This window comes from Thioclava sp. F34-6 (assembly GCF_002213235.1).
Classification (GTDB): Bacteria; Pseudomonadota; Alphaproteobacteria; order Rhodobacterales; family Rhodobacteraceae; genus Thioclava; species Thioclava nitratireducens.
In genome coordinates this window covers 478,166-494,489 of record NZ_NBOA01000001.1, presented here as the reverse complement: position 1 = coordinate 494,489, position 16,324 = coordinate 478,166, and the positions used below count along the sequence as shown (strand labels likewise).

Genomic DNA, 16,324 nt, shown 5'->3' with positions numbered 1-16,324 from the left:
GGTCTTGAAGAAACACAATAAAGAAAGACGCTTATCATCTAGCCCCATCGGTGTATGGGCGTAGCTCCAAGGGTTTACCTTTGCGTCACTTTCAGCGGCGTTCCGGTTCGAGCGGGATACGGCAGATCACCTCCGATCCCTGCGGCTCAAGCAAGCGGAACTCGAGCGTGCCTCCCAGCGATTGCGCCCGGAATTGCATCCCCGGTAGACCAAGCCCGCCCTCGCGGTATTCGCGCTCCTGCGGGGGGGTGTGGCCGGGGGCCGCGCCGCTGTCGCTTATGCGCAGAACGAAATCGCCATCCTCTTGATAGGTTTCGATTTTCTGCGTCGAGCCTGGAGCGTGTCGCGCGGCATTGGCCAGCGCTTCCTGCACGATCCGGCCCAAGGTGCGCCGCGTCGTCTCGGACAGTTCCGGAGCGTCAGGTGCGAGCGAAAGCGTGACCTCCAAACCGGTGCGTCGGCGGTGATCGGTGGCGAGCGTTTCGACCAGCGCGGCCAGCGTCGGCGCAGCGTCGAATTGCGGCGCGACCAATCCGCCCGAGATGGCACGGATTTCCTCCATCGTCTTGCGCGCAACTTTTTTGATTTCCGAGACAATCCCGGCCGCTTTCGCTTCATCGGTCGCCCCGGGCGAACGAATCAGATGCTCCAGCCGGTCGATCTCCAGCACCAGGTAGGAGAGAAGCTGGCAGGCGCCGTCATGCAGGTCCGCGCCGATCCGACGTTTCGCGCGCTCGTCGATATCGGCGGCATTCCGCGCGGCTTCGGCGATCGAGCGGTGCAGTTGCGAATTGCCGAGCAGCAGCCGCTCGCGCTCGGCGAACTGGCGGCGGAGCTCGACGGTCTGGCGCTCGATCGTCAGGCTGCCGCGCTGCACGATCAGGAACAGCATGGTGAACACGATGATCGCCACTGGCCCGACAAAGAGCCATGTCGTCTTGGCGGAGGTCAGCAGCGCGCCCCGGACCACATCGGCGTTCTGATAAAATTCTCCGACGGCAAGAATGGTGCCGGTCTCCAGGTCGCGCAGCGGCGCATAGATTTCATAGAGATGCACGCCCAGCGCGCGCTCGGCATCATGGGCCGCGTCCTCGAGATCGGGAAACCTTCCGAAGACATTCCCCTTGAGAGCCTCGAAGATCTCGTCGTCGGGCAGCACATGGCCAAGCCCTGCATCGGGCGCGAAGATCAGCTTGCCCTCGCGGCTCCAGATCTTGATGGCGAGGAAGTTGCCCTGTTTGCGAAACCCTTCCGCGAGCGCGTGCAGCGCGGCGAGATCTTCGGCGCGCAACGCATCCGATCGGCCCAGCGCCTGAACATGCGGCTGCAGAAGGTTCTGCATGTAGAAGGCGGCAGTGTCGGCAGAGGCGTCGAGAAGCCGGGTCGTCGCGCGGTTGTTGATCCAATAGGCGAGGGAAGCCAGCAAGAGGCTCAGCACCAGGCCCAGACCCACCAGAAACTGCAGGGATAACGAAAATCCCAGAAACCAGCGCAGCGGGTTGCGCACCGGCTGCACCCGGTCCGGGGCCCCCACATCCCCGACCTTGGTCGCATCGCTCTTAGACCTTCGTCCCATGTTCCCTTGCGTCCTTTGGCGAGGAGCGTTCCCGACCATAGGGGAAAATCGCGTTGGACCTAAGACAATTTTCGTCGTCCCGATTCGATGGCCTCATGGAAACAGGAAAAGCGCCGAGCTTGTGGGGGTGTCGGCGAGAGATGCGGCGCAGGTGTGTTTGCCGTCTCGCACAGCCTCCTATGAACCGAGCTTCGGCAATGGGTGTGACACGGACCGCGATGCGCGGGCCGAATTGGTCTTAGGGGGCTACCATGACGATCAAACTGGCCGGAGCCGATCTCGATTATCTGCTGCAACAGGCAAATATCCTGAACGATTATTCGCGACTGACGAGCGCGCTCGACCCGAACGGGGTGCGCGAAGTGTCGGGCCACAACAACAACCTCGCGGGCGGCTATACCGTCGATGAGAACGGCAACGTCGTCTGGACCGGCGGTGGCAACGTGCATCCCGATTGGGGGCAGGCCGATACCGAGTTCCTGCGTATGTTCATGACAAACCACCCGACCGAGCCGGAATACGGCACCTCTTATGCGACCGTGCAGAAGATGTGGGTGACGCTGGTGCTGCCCGACAGCGAGGGCCGTTTGCCCGGCGATCTCGATTATGTCCCGACCTCGAAGCAGGTGCTGGTCGACAACCCGATGTCGATGTCGCCCTCGATGTTCGTGGCCGACTCGAACGGCGTGGCACCGGGTGCAACGGGCTACCTGCCAACCGTCAATGCGACGTCGATGATGACCGCGATGTCGGACGCGCAGCCGGAATACCAGTTCACAAGCGATGGCTCGACGCTGGATATCCTCAACAGCTCTGTCGTGGTGGATTCGACGCCGCGCCTGATCTCGCAGCTGATCAGCAGCTCGAATGTCGACATGACCGATCCGAACTACAACCCGGCTGCGGTCGCGGCGATGAACGCGCTTGGCGGCTCGGCAGTGGATGTGTCGAACTCCGTGGTGGGCGATATCACCACCGCGTTCATCCCGAATCCCGGCGTGCTGGGCGGGGTGAGCTATAACGAATGGTTCGTGGCCTTTGGTCAGTTCTTCGATCACGGGCTGGATTTCATCCAGAAGACCGGCGGCGTGGTGATGATCCCGCTGAGCCCGAACGATCCGCTCTACGTTGATCCGATGTATGCGCCGAACCCGGATTACGTGGATGCGGCGACCACGCCGAACGTTCCCGAGATGATCGCGACGAACCCGTCTTACATTCCCGGCGTCTCGAACATGATGATGCTGAGCCGGGCGAAGCTGTCGAACCCGGATTCGGATTTCGACGATTACGGCAACCTGCTGCCCGGCGTGACGCCGCTCTACAACAACAATACCGGCCTGATGATCGATCAGAGCCAGACCTACGGCTCGCACGAGTCGGTCAACGCGCTGCTGCGGCACTACGATGCCAATGGCGTCGTCACTGGCAGGCTGATCACCGGATCCGAGGACGGGATCGTCCATCGCCAGGATGCGAATGGAAATCTCGTGGCGCTCGACGTTTCGGACGGCGCGGCGATCGCGCCCGATGGTACGGAGGTCACGGGTAAGGACGAGCTTGCGACCTGGGCCGACATGAAGGTCAACGCGATGCGGATCGGCGTCGAACTGATCGACACGGATGTGCTCGATTGCCCGTGGATCAACGCCGATGCGATCGGTCGGCTGAACTTCACGCCGCAGCAGGATTTCCACTTCCGTTCGGATCAGAGCATCGCCGATATCGACGAGATGTTCGCGATGACGCCTGACGGCGTCGATATCAACGGCATGACCTACCACTCCTACGCGCAACTGGAAGCCGCGGGCTACGATCCCTTCGTGCGTTGGACGCTGCAGGATGCAATGGACGGCCATTGCGCGGCGGCTGATATCGGCGAAGTGCGCACGACGAACCAGCCGATCCTGATCGATATCGCGCATGGCGCGACGCCGGGCCTCGACTTCCAGGGCAACGAGCTGAACCCGGCCTCGGATCCGAATTCGGGCGCTTTCACCTATGACGACGCGCTTCTGGCCCGTCACAAGGTCTCGGGCGACGGCCGTGTGAACGAGAACATCACGCTCACCTCGGTCCACCACGTCTTCCACGAAGAGCACAACATCCAGGCCCATAACATCATGATGTCGGCGGTCCGCGATGCGATCGAGACCGGTGACCTCAGTGGCCTGAACGGGACCGACGCGGCCAACGAGGGCTGGCTCGCGGTGGATGTCGATCAGGCGACCTTCGACAGCTGGGCCGGGACCGACCTGACCGACGACGTGGCTGTGCAGGCCATCGTGGACAGCCTCACCTGGGATGGCGAACGCGTCTACCAGGCCGCACGTCTGATCACCGAGAGCGAGTACAACCACGTCGCGGTCGATCAATACATGACGACGCTCTACCCGGCGCTGCCGGAATTCGTGTCCTACTCGGCCGATATCAACCTCAATATCAGCCTTGAATTCGCGCAGGCGGTGTTCCGTCTAGGCCACTCGCAACTGCGCGAGACCGTGCAGATCGCGGTGACTGACGACGCCGGCGTCCATCCGGGCGAGCCGGGCTACGTGCCGACCTATGTCGAAAGGGGTCTCTTCGACGTCTTCCTCAATCCCGATCAGTTCGACGCCTACGGCGCATCCGGGATCGCTGCGGGTCTGCTGTCCCAGCAAGGCAACGAGATGGACGAATTCGTCACCGCGGCCCTGCAGCAATCGCTGGTCGGCGTGCCGCTCGACCTGGCCGCGCTGAATATCGCGCGCGGTCGCGATGTCGGGCTGCCGACGCTGAACGAGCTGCGCCAACAGGTCTTCGACGGGCTGATGCAGAATACCTCGAACAACGCCAATGGCGCGGGCATCGCGCCCTATCACAGCTGGGAAGATTTCGGCGCGCATCTGCGCACCCCGGAATCGCTGGTGAACTTCATCGCGGCCTATGGCCGGGACGAAGCGGGCACGTTCAAGCTGCAAGAGGCGCGCGACGCCTATCAGGCGGGCACGGGCGAGCTGTGGCAGATCCGCGAGAAGGCGCAGGCGATCATCGATGCGGCGGCGGATGCGTCCGATCCGCGGCATGACGCGGCGCTGATGTTCATGCGCGGCTCGGGCGAGCCCACTTACACCCCGGGCGAGGGCTGGACGCTCTCGGGCGGTTCGGGCGATCAGGGCTTCTGGGATATCGACCTCTGGGTCGGCGGCTTGGCCGAACAGCCGATGTTCGATGGCCCGCTCGGCACGACGTTCAGCTTCATCATGCTGGACTTCACGCAGCGCCTGCAGGATGGCGACCGGTTCTATTACCTCTACCGGATGCCGGTCGGTCACCATCTGGGCGACCAGATCATCGGCGAGCAATTCGCCCACCTGATCATGCGCACCACCGGGCTGGAGCATATCCCGGATGCCTTCGCGACGCCCTCGGCCACCTATGTGCTCGACGGCGAGACCTCGGCGGGCACCATTAACGACAATGCGCGCGATGGTCTGGTGGCGGATGGCACCGACGCCTACCAATACAACGATTACTTCAACGCCACGCTGGAGCGGCTGCCCGACGAGGTGCGCCAGATCGATGTCGGCAATGGCAGCTTCGAAGAGCAGGTCATGGGCAATGGTGTCGGCACGACCAACACGAACGGCACCTACCTGAACGGCGCGCCGCAGGGTTGGCAGCTGACCAATGGCGGCACCTGGGCGCCCGAGACCGAAGTGCTTTCGGCCGATCCCAATCCGCCGGTGGACGGCGCGATGCTGACCGGCGATCAGGTCGCCTATCTCGGCGATGCCGCAATCCTGTCGAAGACGGTGCAGACACCGCTCGTCGAGAACGCGACCTATACACTGACCTTCGACGTGATCGACCGGCTCGACCGGGAAGCGACCGGCGGCGAGGCGAAGCTCTTCGACAGCAACGGAAATCTGCTGGGCTCGGTCATCTTCGACCCGCCGACCGTGAACGGTGGCAAGGTGACGGTGACGCTGGTGAGCGACCCGATCCCGGCTTCCTCGGCGGGGCTGGACCTGCGCATCGTGATCGAGAAATTCGATCTCGCGGGCTCGATGGACCAGATCCTGATCGACAATGTCCAGCTGACAGAGAGCATCCCCGGCGGTCCGGCCAATGACGGCCATATCACGGTGATCGGCCTCTCCGGCGACGACTTCATCGTCGGCGCTCTTGGCGATGACGTGCTCTACGGCGACGAAGGCAATGACCGCATCGAAGGCGCGCAGGGTAACGATCACATCTATGGCGGCGACGGCGACGACTACATCACCGATTACGAGAACGACGACTTCATTCTCGGCGGACTCGGCAACGACACGATCTTCGCCGGTCCCGGCGTGCTCGATACGGCGCATGGCAACGAGGGCGATGACGAGGTCCATGGCGGCGACGGCATCGACGAGGTCTTCGGCGACGACGGCGATGACCGGCTCTATGGCGAGGGCGACACCGACCTGATGATGGGCGGTGACGGCAACGACTACATGGATGGCGGCGACAGCGTCGACGAGATGTTCGGCGGCAACGGTGCGGACTGGATGGTCGGCGGCGTCGGCGACGACAACATCAACGGCGGCTCGGGCAACGACCTGCTCGAAGGCGGCCTCGGCCCGACCGCGAACGATGGCGACCGCCTCAACGGCGACAGCCCCGCGCAGCTCAACCCGGTGATCGAGTTCAACGGCGACGGCACAGAGGGCGACATGGATATCGGCTCCTACGAGGACGCCTATATCAACGTGATCGCGAACCTGCAGACCTCGAACAACGCAGGGACCGGGTCGGTCCTGATGGACCAGTATGCCTTCCTCGAAGGGCTCGTGGGCTCGCAATACAATGACGAGTTGACCGGCGCGGACGAGAACGGCATCGGCTCCAACGGGATGAACAACTATCTCGTGGGCGGCGGCGGCGATGACAAGCTGACCGGTCTGGGCGATGGGGGCGACGAGACCACGGGTCAGGCCGATTTCATCTTCGGCGACAGCGTGGTCGTGGACTCGAACCTCTACTGGATCGGCGACAACCGTCACGACCAGTCGGTGTTCGAGGTCAAGCGGATCGAGAACTGGTACGGCACCGGCGACACCCGTGTGGTGTTCTCGGACGGCTCGCTGGGCCACATCCTCGGCGACACCGGGGCGGAGGGCACCGACACCGCGCTCTATACTGGCAACCGCGACGACTACCGCATCGAGCTGATCGCGATGAACGGCCAGCAGGCGGTTCGGATCACCGATCTTCGCAGCGGCACCGACAACCAGGGGAACCCGGTCGCGACCGATGGCGTGGATATCCTCGTCGGCGTCGAATTCGCCAAGTTCGCGAATGGCGAGATGCTCTCGCTCGCGGCGGACCCGATGTCCGACATCATGATGAACGCCACCGGGAACCGTGGCGGCGGAACTATCGCGACGCTAAGCGCGGATGTACCTTTCGACGGGCAGGCGACCTACGAACTGGTCGGAGGCTCGCCGGAGATGCGACTTCGCGGCGCCAATAACGATGAGCTTCGCGTCGCGGGCGGGCTTGGCGACAACGAGACGCTGAGCGCGACGATCCGTGCCACCGACCTCACCGGGACGCAGGTCACCGAGACCCTCAACATCGTCACCGGCGATGCCGGAGACAATACGATCGATCTGAGCGGCTCGACCAATGACACCTTGGTCTATGGTCGCGAGGGTAATGACACGATCACCGGCGGGGCGGGCGACGACTCCTTCGTCTGGACGGTAACGAACCAGCGTCCCAATCAGCCAGAGCGCCCGGACGGTCGCGATTTCGTGGATGGAGGCGCCAATGGGGCGGCGGGAGATCGCTTCGTCGTGTCGGGCAACAACACCCGCGAGACCTTTGCGATCTACACGCTCGCTGCTGCGCTTGACGCGGGGATAGCGGTTCAGAATTTCGCGAACGCCGAGATCATCATCACACGCGACGGTGTCGTGATCGCGGAACTTGCCAATATCGAGGAAATCACGATCAACACGCTCGATGTGACCGCGGACAACGGCAATGGCGTGCCCGACGGCGCGAATCCGCGGCGCGGCGACACGGTCCAGATCGTGGGCGATTTCTCGGGCACGAGCCTCGCCTATTCCACGATCACCATCAATGGCGACGCGGGCGACGACACGGTCGACATCTCGGGGCTCACCTCGGATCACCGCATCGTCTTTAACGGCGGCGGCGGAGATGACATGGTGGTCGGCGGCGAACGTCCGCAGGACGAAGTTCACGGTGCCCGCTATGGCACACGCTCGGAGAGTTCCGATCAGGACGGCTCGAACAGCGGCAGCGATGGCGGCGCCGACGACAGTTCCGACGACGCGATGTCCGACGGGCTGGTGCTGGTCGGCGACGACACCGCCGAGACCTTCATCGGAATGGAGGGCAATGACGTCATCTTCGCAGGCGGCGGCGCGGACAATGCGCTTGGCAACGGCGGCGACGACATGATCTTCGGCGATGGCGGGGCGGATCGCCTCTTCGGCGGCGACGGTGACGACGTGATCGAAGCCGGCAAGGGGCATGACATGGTCTTCGCCGATGATGGCGACGACACGGTCATCGCGACCGAGGACGACGGGGCCGACAGCTACTGGGGCGGAGAGGGCTCGGATACGCTCGACTACGCCGCGATCCAGGCCTCGGTCGAGGTCGATCTGGGCCACGGCACCAACGGCCACGGCCAGGTGATGATCGGCGAGACCGCCGACCAGATCTACAGCTTCGAGAACGTCATCACCGGCAGCGGCGACGACACGATCATCGCCAACGGCGCGGTCAACGTGATCGATGGCGGCGGCGGCCACGACACCTTCGTGTTCAACTCCGCGGCAGATGCCGACGGCGACCGGATCAACGGCTTCGCACCGGGCGACAAGATCGACCTGAGCGGGATCGACGCAGATCAGGGCGCGGCCGGTTCGCAATCCTTCGTCTTGTTCGCGGCGGGCGATTTCAGCGCCGCGGGCGAACTGCGGGTCTCCTTCGAGATGCGCGACGATGGCGAGCACACCATCATCGCCGGCAATGTCGACGACGATCTGGATGCCGATTTCGAGATCGACCTCACGGGTCATCACATGCTCGACGCCTCTGATTTCAACGGAGTGAACTAAGGGTTGGCGCCCGGCGGAGGGGTCCGTCGGGCGCTTTGTACATAAGTCTCAAGATCTTGGTGGGAGGATCACATGAGCAACGCACGTCGTCGTTTTCAAGCCAGCGAAGAACTCGTTTCCGAGCGTCTGGGCCGTTATCGCGGTCTGATCGTCTTTCTCCTCGGACTGTCCTTCGTGATCAGCCTGCTCGCGCTGACGGGCTCGTTCTACATGCTGCAGATCTATGACCGGGCGCTGACCAGCGGCTCGGTTCCGACGCTGCTTGCACTCTCTGTTCTGGCCATCGCGCTGTATCTGTTTCAGGGGCTGTTCGATGTGCTGCGCAACCAGATCCTCGTGCGGGTCGGTGCGCGGATCGACAACCGCCTCGCGCCGCTCGCGCATCGGGTGGCAATCGAAATGCCCCGCTTCGGCTATTCCACGTCCGAGGCGTTGGAGCGCGGCCGCGACGTCGACACGATCCGCAGCTTCGTCTCGGGGGCAGGGGCCATCGCGCTTCTCGACCTGCCGTGGATGCCGCTGTTTCTGGGCTTCGTCTACATGCTGCATCCGCTATTGGGGCTGCTGACAATCGGCGGTGCCTGCGTGCTGATCACGCTGACCGTCATCACCGAGATGCTGTCGCGCCGTTCGGGCCGGGAGCTGCAGAAGGCCTCCATCGCCCGCGCGATGATCGCCGATACCAACACGCGCAATGCCGACGTGCTGCACGCGATGGGCTTCGGCCGCCGCGCGGTGGAGCGGTTCGGCACCGCCAATGCGGAGCACCTGCGCCTGCATGCGCGCACCAGCGACATCACCGGCACACTGAGCGGGTTGTCGAAGGTCACGCGGATGATGCTGCAATCGGCGCTGCTGGGCCTCGGCGCGTATCTGACCATCGTGGGCGAGCTGTCGCCCGGTGCGATCATCGCCTGTTCGGTCGCAGCCTCGCGCGCACTCGCGCCGGTGGAAATGGCGATCGGCAACTGGAAGGGCTTCACTGCCGCGCGCCGCAGCCATGCGCGTCTGCGCGACACGCTGGCGACGCTTGAGGATGACGACAGCCTGATCGCTCTGCCCGCGCCGACCGAGAGCTTCACGGTCGAGGGGATGACGGTCGTTGCGCCAGGCTCCGGCGCGGTGCTGCTGGGCGATGTCAGTTTCGATCTCAAAGCCGGCGATGCGCTCGGCCTGATCGGGCCGTCTGGCTCGGGCAAGACAACGCTCGCCAAGGGCATCGTCGGGATCTGGCCGCTGCTGCGCGGGCATGTCCGTTTCGACGGGGCCGCGCTCGACCAGTGGCGCGTGGATCTGCTGGGCGATCATATCGGCTACCTGCCGCAGGAGGTTTCGCTGATGGAAGGCACGGTCGCCGAGAATATCGCGCGCTTTGCGCCGGACGCGACGGATGCCGATGTGGTGGCCGCGGCGAAGGCCGCGGGTGCGCATCAGACGATCATCCATCTGCCCGATGGCTACCAGACGCAACTGGGCCCCTTCGGCACCTCGCTCTCGGCGGGGCAGCGTCAGCGGGTCGGTCTGGCGCGTGCGCTCTACGGCGCGCCGTTCCTTGTGGTACTGGACGAGCCGAACTCGAACCTCGACGCCGATGGCGAAGCGGCACTCAGCGCGGCCATCGCCTCGGTCCGCGCGCGTGGCGGCATCGTCGTGGTGATCGCGCATCGCCCGAAGGCGCTCGAATCCGTGAATCTCGTGGGCTTCGTCCAGGGCGGCAAACTGGTGGCCTTCGGCCCCAAAGACGAGATCGTGAACCGCTCCGTCGGGCTCAAACCGCTGCCCAAGGGAAAACCCGCGGCACCGGCGGCGGAGCTGGGAGACAGTATCGAGCAGGCGGTGGGCTGAGCCATGGAACAGGACAAGCTCAAGCTCGGTATCCCGGACGACGAAGCGGCCATCGCGCCGATGCAGAAATACCGTGCGCCGGAACGGCGCTCGGTCTGGCCCGGCCGCGCAGCGGTGGGGCTGGTCGCCATTGCCTGGGCTGCGCTCGCGCGCAAGCTCTTCGGCACGGATGCGGCGCAGGCGGAAGGCGTTCAGGATGGACCGGCCCACCCCCCGGCAGATCCCGACGCCCCCGCCGGCCCGCAGACGCCGAACGCGCATCACATCCCCGAAATGGGGCCGAGTGACGTGCTTACGGAGGAAAACACGCCGCCCGATCCGTTGCCCGACAACGTGATCCTGTTCCCGGGCGCCAATCCCGCGCCCTTCACGCTCTCGCCGCAGCGATGGCACGCTAAGCACAAGGCGACGGTGGAGGCGCAGGGCGATACGCTGTTCTTCCCGGACGCGATCGAGGTCAAGGAACTCGATCTTCCGAAAGTGCCGGTCTTCACCTCGACCCGTGCCGCTGCACGCAAGGCGCGTGAAAGCCGGGGCGCTCTCGATGAAGCCCGTCCTCCGGACGCGGCGACCGAAGCCCCCCGCAACCGTGCGCCGGAGACGAAGGGGCCGGTTCGGCTGTCGCCCGGACGGCGGGATGAGAGCTTCTTCATAGTGGCGGCGGTCCTGCTGACCGGGGCGAGCGATCCCGATGGCGACCCGCTCTCGATCCTGTCGATGCAAGCGCAAGGCGGCGAAGTGATCGCCCATGGCGCGGGCGAATGGCTGATCAAGCCCGATCAGGGCTTCGAGGGCGAGCTGGTGATCACCTACGATCTCAGCGACGGCGAGTTGTCGATCGGCCAGACCGCGACCGCCCTGATCCTGCCACCCGAGTATCACGACGTGATCGGCACCGCCGAAGACGATCTGCTGCTCGGCACGCCCGACCGCGACGCGATGCGGGGCGAGGGGGGCGACGACATCCTCTATGGCCGCGAGGGCGACGACATGCTCGACGGCGGAGAGGGCTGCGACGTGCTGATCGGCGGCGCGGGCGCGGACGTGATCTATGGCGGCGCCGGCAACGACACGGTCTTCGCGGGCGCGGGTGACGACATTGTCTTCGGCGAGGCCGGGGCGGACCTGCTGCATGGCGAGGACGGCAATGACTATCTCGACGGTGGCTCCGGCGCGGACAGCCTAGATGGCGGGGCGGGCAACGACACGTTGGTCGGCGGCGAGGGCTCCGATCTGCTCGACGGTGGCGCGGGCGAGGACCTCGTGACCGGCGGCGCGGGCGAGGACCGCATCGTGGTTTCGCAAATCGCGGAGGCTACGGGCGACAGCTACGATGGCGGCGCGGGCTCGGACACGCTCGATCTGCACCGCATCGCGGAGTCGGTCACCGTCGATCTGTCTTCAGGGACAATGACGAGCGAGACCGGCGAAGCGACGCTCGTCAGTATCGAGAACGTCGCTTCCGGCGCCGGAGATGACCAGCTGATCGCAAGTGATGCCTGCAACCTGTTCAGCGGCGGCGAAGGCGAGGACGTGTTCGTCTTCACCTCGGTCTCTGCGATCCGCAACGCGGGCGCGGGCCATGACCGCATCACCGATTTCGAGCCCGGCGACCGGATAGACTTCTCGCATATCGACCCGATGGGCGAAGGCTACGGTGAAATGCGGCTGTTCTACGCCGGTGCCAATGGCGAGGTCGCCGAGGCGCGTGGAGGCGTTTTCGTGGCTTACGAGATCGAAGACGGCGACGAGGGGCACGAATTCACCATCGTGAAAGCCAAGCTCAGCGCGCAGCACGAGGATGGCAGCGTCGAGGATTACGACTTCGAGATCGAACTCGACGGCCATCACACGCTGGAAGAAACCAATTTTCTGTTTGACTGCGACGCGACCGTCTGACGGGCGCTCGCGAGTTTTTGGTGGGGGGAACCGAAAATGACCAAGACTGACCATGATCCGGCCCTGTTCTCGATCCGTGCGCGGATCCTGTTCGCGACGGCCTTTCTGGGCGCGCTGATCCTCGTCTTCGGCGGATGGGCGGCGCAGGCGAAACTCTCCGGCGCGGTGATTGCGCAGGGGCAGGTTGCGGTGAAATCGCAGCTGAAGGTCGTGCAGCACCCGGACGGCGGCGTGATCCGCGAGATCCGCGTGGAGAACGGCGATCTCGTGCAGGCGGGGGATGTCGTGCTGAGCCTCGACGACACGCAGCTGCGCTCGGAACTGGGGATCGTCGAGACCCAGATCCGCGAGCTTATCGGCCGCCGCGCGCGGCTTCTTGCAGTGCGCGACAGCGCCGTCGAGATCGTGTTCCCGGAGGGGTTCGATACCGCCGAGGAAACCGCTGCGATCGCGGATGGCGAGCGCCAGCTTCTGGCCCATGACCGGGCGATGCAGGACTTGCGCCGCGACCAGCTTTTGTCTCAGGTCGACCAGTTCGACGAGGAGATCCGCGCGCTCGAAGCGCAGCGCCACTCGAACGAGATCGAACGGCGTCTGCGCGGCGAAGATCATGCCCGGCTCGAGACGCTCCTGAAGAAGGGGCTGACCGAGAAAGGCGCGATCACCGAGATCGAGCGCGACATGGCGCGGCTCGACGGGGTCTCCGGAGAGATAGAGGCAAATATCGCGCGGGTGCGGGGCCAGATCAGCGAGTCGAACCTGCGCATCTTGGAACTGGATCATCAGGCGCGCACCGCCGCGCAGAAGGAGCTGCGCGACATCGATGCGCAGATGGCCGAACTGCATGAGCGCGCCGTGGCCGCGCGCGACCGGCTCTCGCGCACCGAGATCCGCGCGCCGATCGCAGGGGTGGTGAACGAGTTGGGCGTGCATACGGTGAACGGCGTGATCGCGCCCGGGGAGCGGGTGATGGCGATCGTCCCCGATGGCGAGCTGATCGTGGAGGCGCGGCTGCGCACCACCGATATCGACCAGGTCATGCCGGGGCAGCCGGTGCGGCTGCGCTTCACCGCGTTCAACCAGCGGACGACGCCGGAAGTGGCAGGCGAGGTGCGCGTCGTCGCGGCCTCGGCCACGAAGGACGAGAGCGGCGGTAACTACTATCTCTGCACCGTCGCACTGACCGAGGCGCCGGTGCTGCCTGACGGGCGGGGCCTGCGTCCGGGGATGCCGGTGGAGGTGTTCTTCCAGACGGGGGAGCGCACCGCGATTTCCTACCTGCTCAAGCCGGTCGCCGATCAGGTGCAGCGCACGATGCGCGAGGACTGAGGGCGCTAGGACTGAGATTTGATCCGGGGCGGGCCAAGGTCCGTCCCCGTTTCATTATGGATCAGTTGGCCGCTTGCGCCGCGCCCTTCGGCACCAGATGGGTGATCCCCGTCGCCGCTGCCCGCGCCAGTGCCGGATCGAGCGACATCGGGATATATTCGCCCGAACGCCACAGCTCTGACAGGTCGTCGTAATGGCGGCTCAGCGGATGGCCCGATTGCCCGGTCGAGATGATGAAGACCGAGCTGTCCGGATCGGCGAAATCGAGTACTTCGCGATAGCCCGCCGCATGGACATTGGCGAAGCGATCGGGCCCGTCGCCGCCCTTGGTCCGCCCGCGCATCAGGGTGAAATCGCCACCCGACGTCGATTGCCGGATATTCACGAACCATTTCAGCCCCGGCACCTTGCCCAGCACCGGATTGTCCTGCTCGGCGATATGCGCGTCGCCCCAGCGCCAGCTTTCGATATTCGGCCCGTATTTCTTCGACAGGTCCAAGAGCGCCGCGTCGAGCGATTGCCGCGCGATATCGCTGCAGGTCTCCTTGGGCGCGGATTGGATGATGTCGCACCAATGGCTCGCGCCTTGGGTGTCGCGGAAGACGCGCTCGATGAACAGCGGCTCCAGGTGGTCGAATTTCTTCGCCAGCGGGCCCAACTCGTCGCGGATCAGCCGGTTTTGCAATTCGCGCATCCAGGCGGCGTAGATCAGCGGCTCGGGCAGATGCTCGGACATCTCGCCATCCCAACTCGCCAGCATCTCCAGCGCGCGCTGACGCATCCGCTCGGGCGTGCCGTCAGGCGCGGGATCGCCGGTATACCACAGGTTCGCACCGACCAGCGGCAGCAGGCCGCGCGCGGCGGGCGAGACGGTATCGAGCTGCGCCGAGATGAAACTGTCGCGCGAATGCACCTCGCGCTCGCCCATCAGTTTCGACAGGCGCTGGATGCGCTGCGTGTCGCCCCAGTGGAACGAGACGTTATAGGGGAAGGGCCGGTCCACCGTCTTGTTGTTGGTGTTCACGACGATGCCACTTTTGGGCTCCACGAATTGCGGATTGTCCTTGAAGGGCAGGGCGCCTTTCCAGCGGTTTTCAGGTTTCCAGCCCGCGTTGGGCATCCGGCCCTGCGTGTCATTCGCCCGGTCGCGCAGCGGGATTTTCCCGGCGGTGACCAGCGCCACACCATCCTTGTCGGCCAGCGTGATATTCTGTGCAGGTGCTACGATCTCTTTTGCGGCGTCGAGCGCCTGCGGGATCGATTTCGCCCGCATCAGGTCCATCGCGCCGGTCATCGTGGTGTCTTTCGGATCGAAGGCCGTCCAGCTGAGCGACATCACCGAATGGGGCGGCGTCACCGTCGCCAGATCGAAATGGCTGCCGGGCAGAACCGGGCCGTTATCGGTCCAGCGCAGGGTGAGTGTCACGGGTTTCGCGTCCTTCACCTCGACGATCACCCGCTTGGTCTTGAAATGCTTCCAGCCATCGGGCGTGCGGTATTTCGTCGGATCGTCGGGGTCGATTTCCTCGATATGCAGGTCCTGATCGTCGACATAGGCCGTGGTCAGCCCCCAGCCCAGATCCTTGTTGCGGCCCGACAGCACGAGCGGCATTCCCGGGATCGTGCCGCCGATCACGCCGCCCGATTGCAGTTGCAGCCGCGCGAGATACCAGATCGAGGGCGCGGTGAGCCCAAGATGCGGATCGTTGGCCAGAAGCGCGCCGCCCGCGGCCGAGCGGTCAGGCCCCGCGGCCCATGCGTTGGACGCCCCGGCAGAGCCGCGCTCGGGGAAGGGCGAGAACGCGCCGGGCGCGCCGTTCTCTGCCGTCTGGATGCCTTTTTGCATTGTCGGGAACAGGCTAGCGTAATCGGGCAGCGCGGCGGTCGCCTGTTGCGGATCGTCGGGCATGATGTCGCGCACGAGATCCTTTCCGGCGAGCGAGACGCGGGCGCGCAGCACCTCGTCCTGCAGCTGGTTCGACAGCTGCACCGCCATCAGCTTCATGATCGCGAGCGAATCCGCGGGCGTCCAGTAGGAGATCTTGCTGTCGAAAAGGAAGAATTCCGGTGCGCCGCGCCCCATCGCGCCCTCGTTGACGATCTGGATCCACTGGTTGACGCCGCGCGCATAAGCCTGAAGCGCGGCCTTGGTGTAAGCGTCCTGCGATGCCACGGAGTCGACCGCCGCCTGATAGAGGCCCAGTCGCCGCATCAGCTCGTCGGTCTTCAGCGTCTCCTGCCCGAATACCTCCGACAGCCGCCCCTGCACCGTGCGGCGCATCAGCGTCATCTGCCAGAGCCGGTCCTGCGCATGCGCCAGACCGAGGGCGAAGAACACGTCCGGGTCATTCTTGCCGAAGATATGCGGCACGTCCTCGGTGGAGCGCACGATCTCGACCGGGGCGGTGAGGCCAGTGACCTTGTAGGTCGCGTCGTAATCGGGCAGCGAGCGCGAGGCGAAGAAATAGATCAGACCCCCGATGAGCACCACGCCCACGATCGCGGCCATGATCAGCCGAACGCCCCATCGAAATGCCTTGTACATCGAGCC

The 16,324-nt window shown here is 64.8% G+C and carries 6 protein-coding genes; 4 read left to right on the top strand and 2 right to left on the bottom strand.

Annotated elements, in window-relative coordinates; all coding sequences use genetic code 11:
• Positions 1–91: 91 nt before the first annotated feature.
• Complete coding sequence (locus tag B6V72_RS02210; protein WP_168172992.1) at positions 92–1,576, bottom strand: ATP-binding protein; 1,485 nt, start codon at positions 1,574–1,576, stop codon at positions 92–94.
• A gap of 251 nt (positions 1,577–1,827) precedes the next feature.
• On the opposite strand from B6V72_RS02210, the gene B6V72_RS02205 reads away from it, so the two are divergent.
• From B6V72_RS02205 to B6V72_RS02190, 4 genes are all read left to right on the top strand, one after another.
• A complete protein-coding gene (locus B6V72_RS02205; RefSeq protein WP_088734438.1) occupies positions 1,828–8,700 on the top strand; it encodes a peroxidase family protein in 6,873 nt (2,290 codons plus the stop codon).
• A gap of 72 nt (positions 8,701–8,772) precedes the next feature.
• Positions 8,773–10,545 (top strand): type I secretion system permease/ATPase, encoded by a 1,773-nt coding sequence (locus tag B6V72_RS02200; protein WP_075774791.1) that lies wholly within the window; start codon positions 8,773–8,775, stop codon positions 10,543–10,545.
• A gap of 3 nt (positions 10,546–10,548) precedes the next feature.
• Positions 10,549–12,444, top strand: a complete 1,896-nt coding sequence (locus B6V72_RS02195) for a cadherin-like domain-containing protein (protein ID WP_088734436.1) — start codon at positions 10,549–10,551, stop codon at positions 12,442–12,444.
• A gap of 36 nt (positions 12,445–12,480) precedes the next feature.
• Positions 12,481–13,773 carry an HlyD family type I secretion periplasmic adaptor subunit gene (locus B6V72_RS02190; protein ID WP_088734434.1) on the top strand — a complete coding sequence of 431 codons (1,293 nt, stop codon included), beginning with the start codon at positions 12,481–12,483 and terminating at the stop codon, positions 13,771–13,773.
• 61 nt (positions 13,774–13,834) lie between these two features.
• On the opposite strand, the gene B6V72_RS02185 is transcribed toward B6V72_RS02190, so the two are convergent.
• Positions 13,835–16,318 (bottom strand): penicillin acylase family protein, encoded by a 2,484-nt coding sequence (locus B6V72_RS02185; RefSeq protein ID WP_088734432.1) that lies wholly within the window; start codon positions 16,316–16,318, stop codon positions 13,835–13,837.
• Between the last annotated feature and the right edge of the window lie 6 nt (positions 16,319–16,324).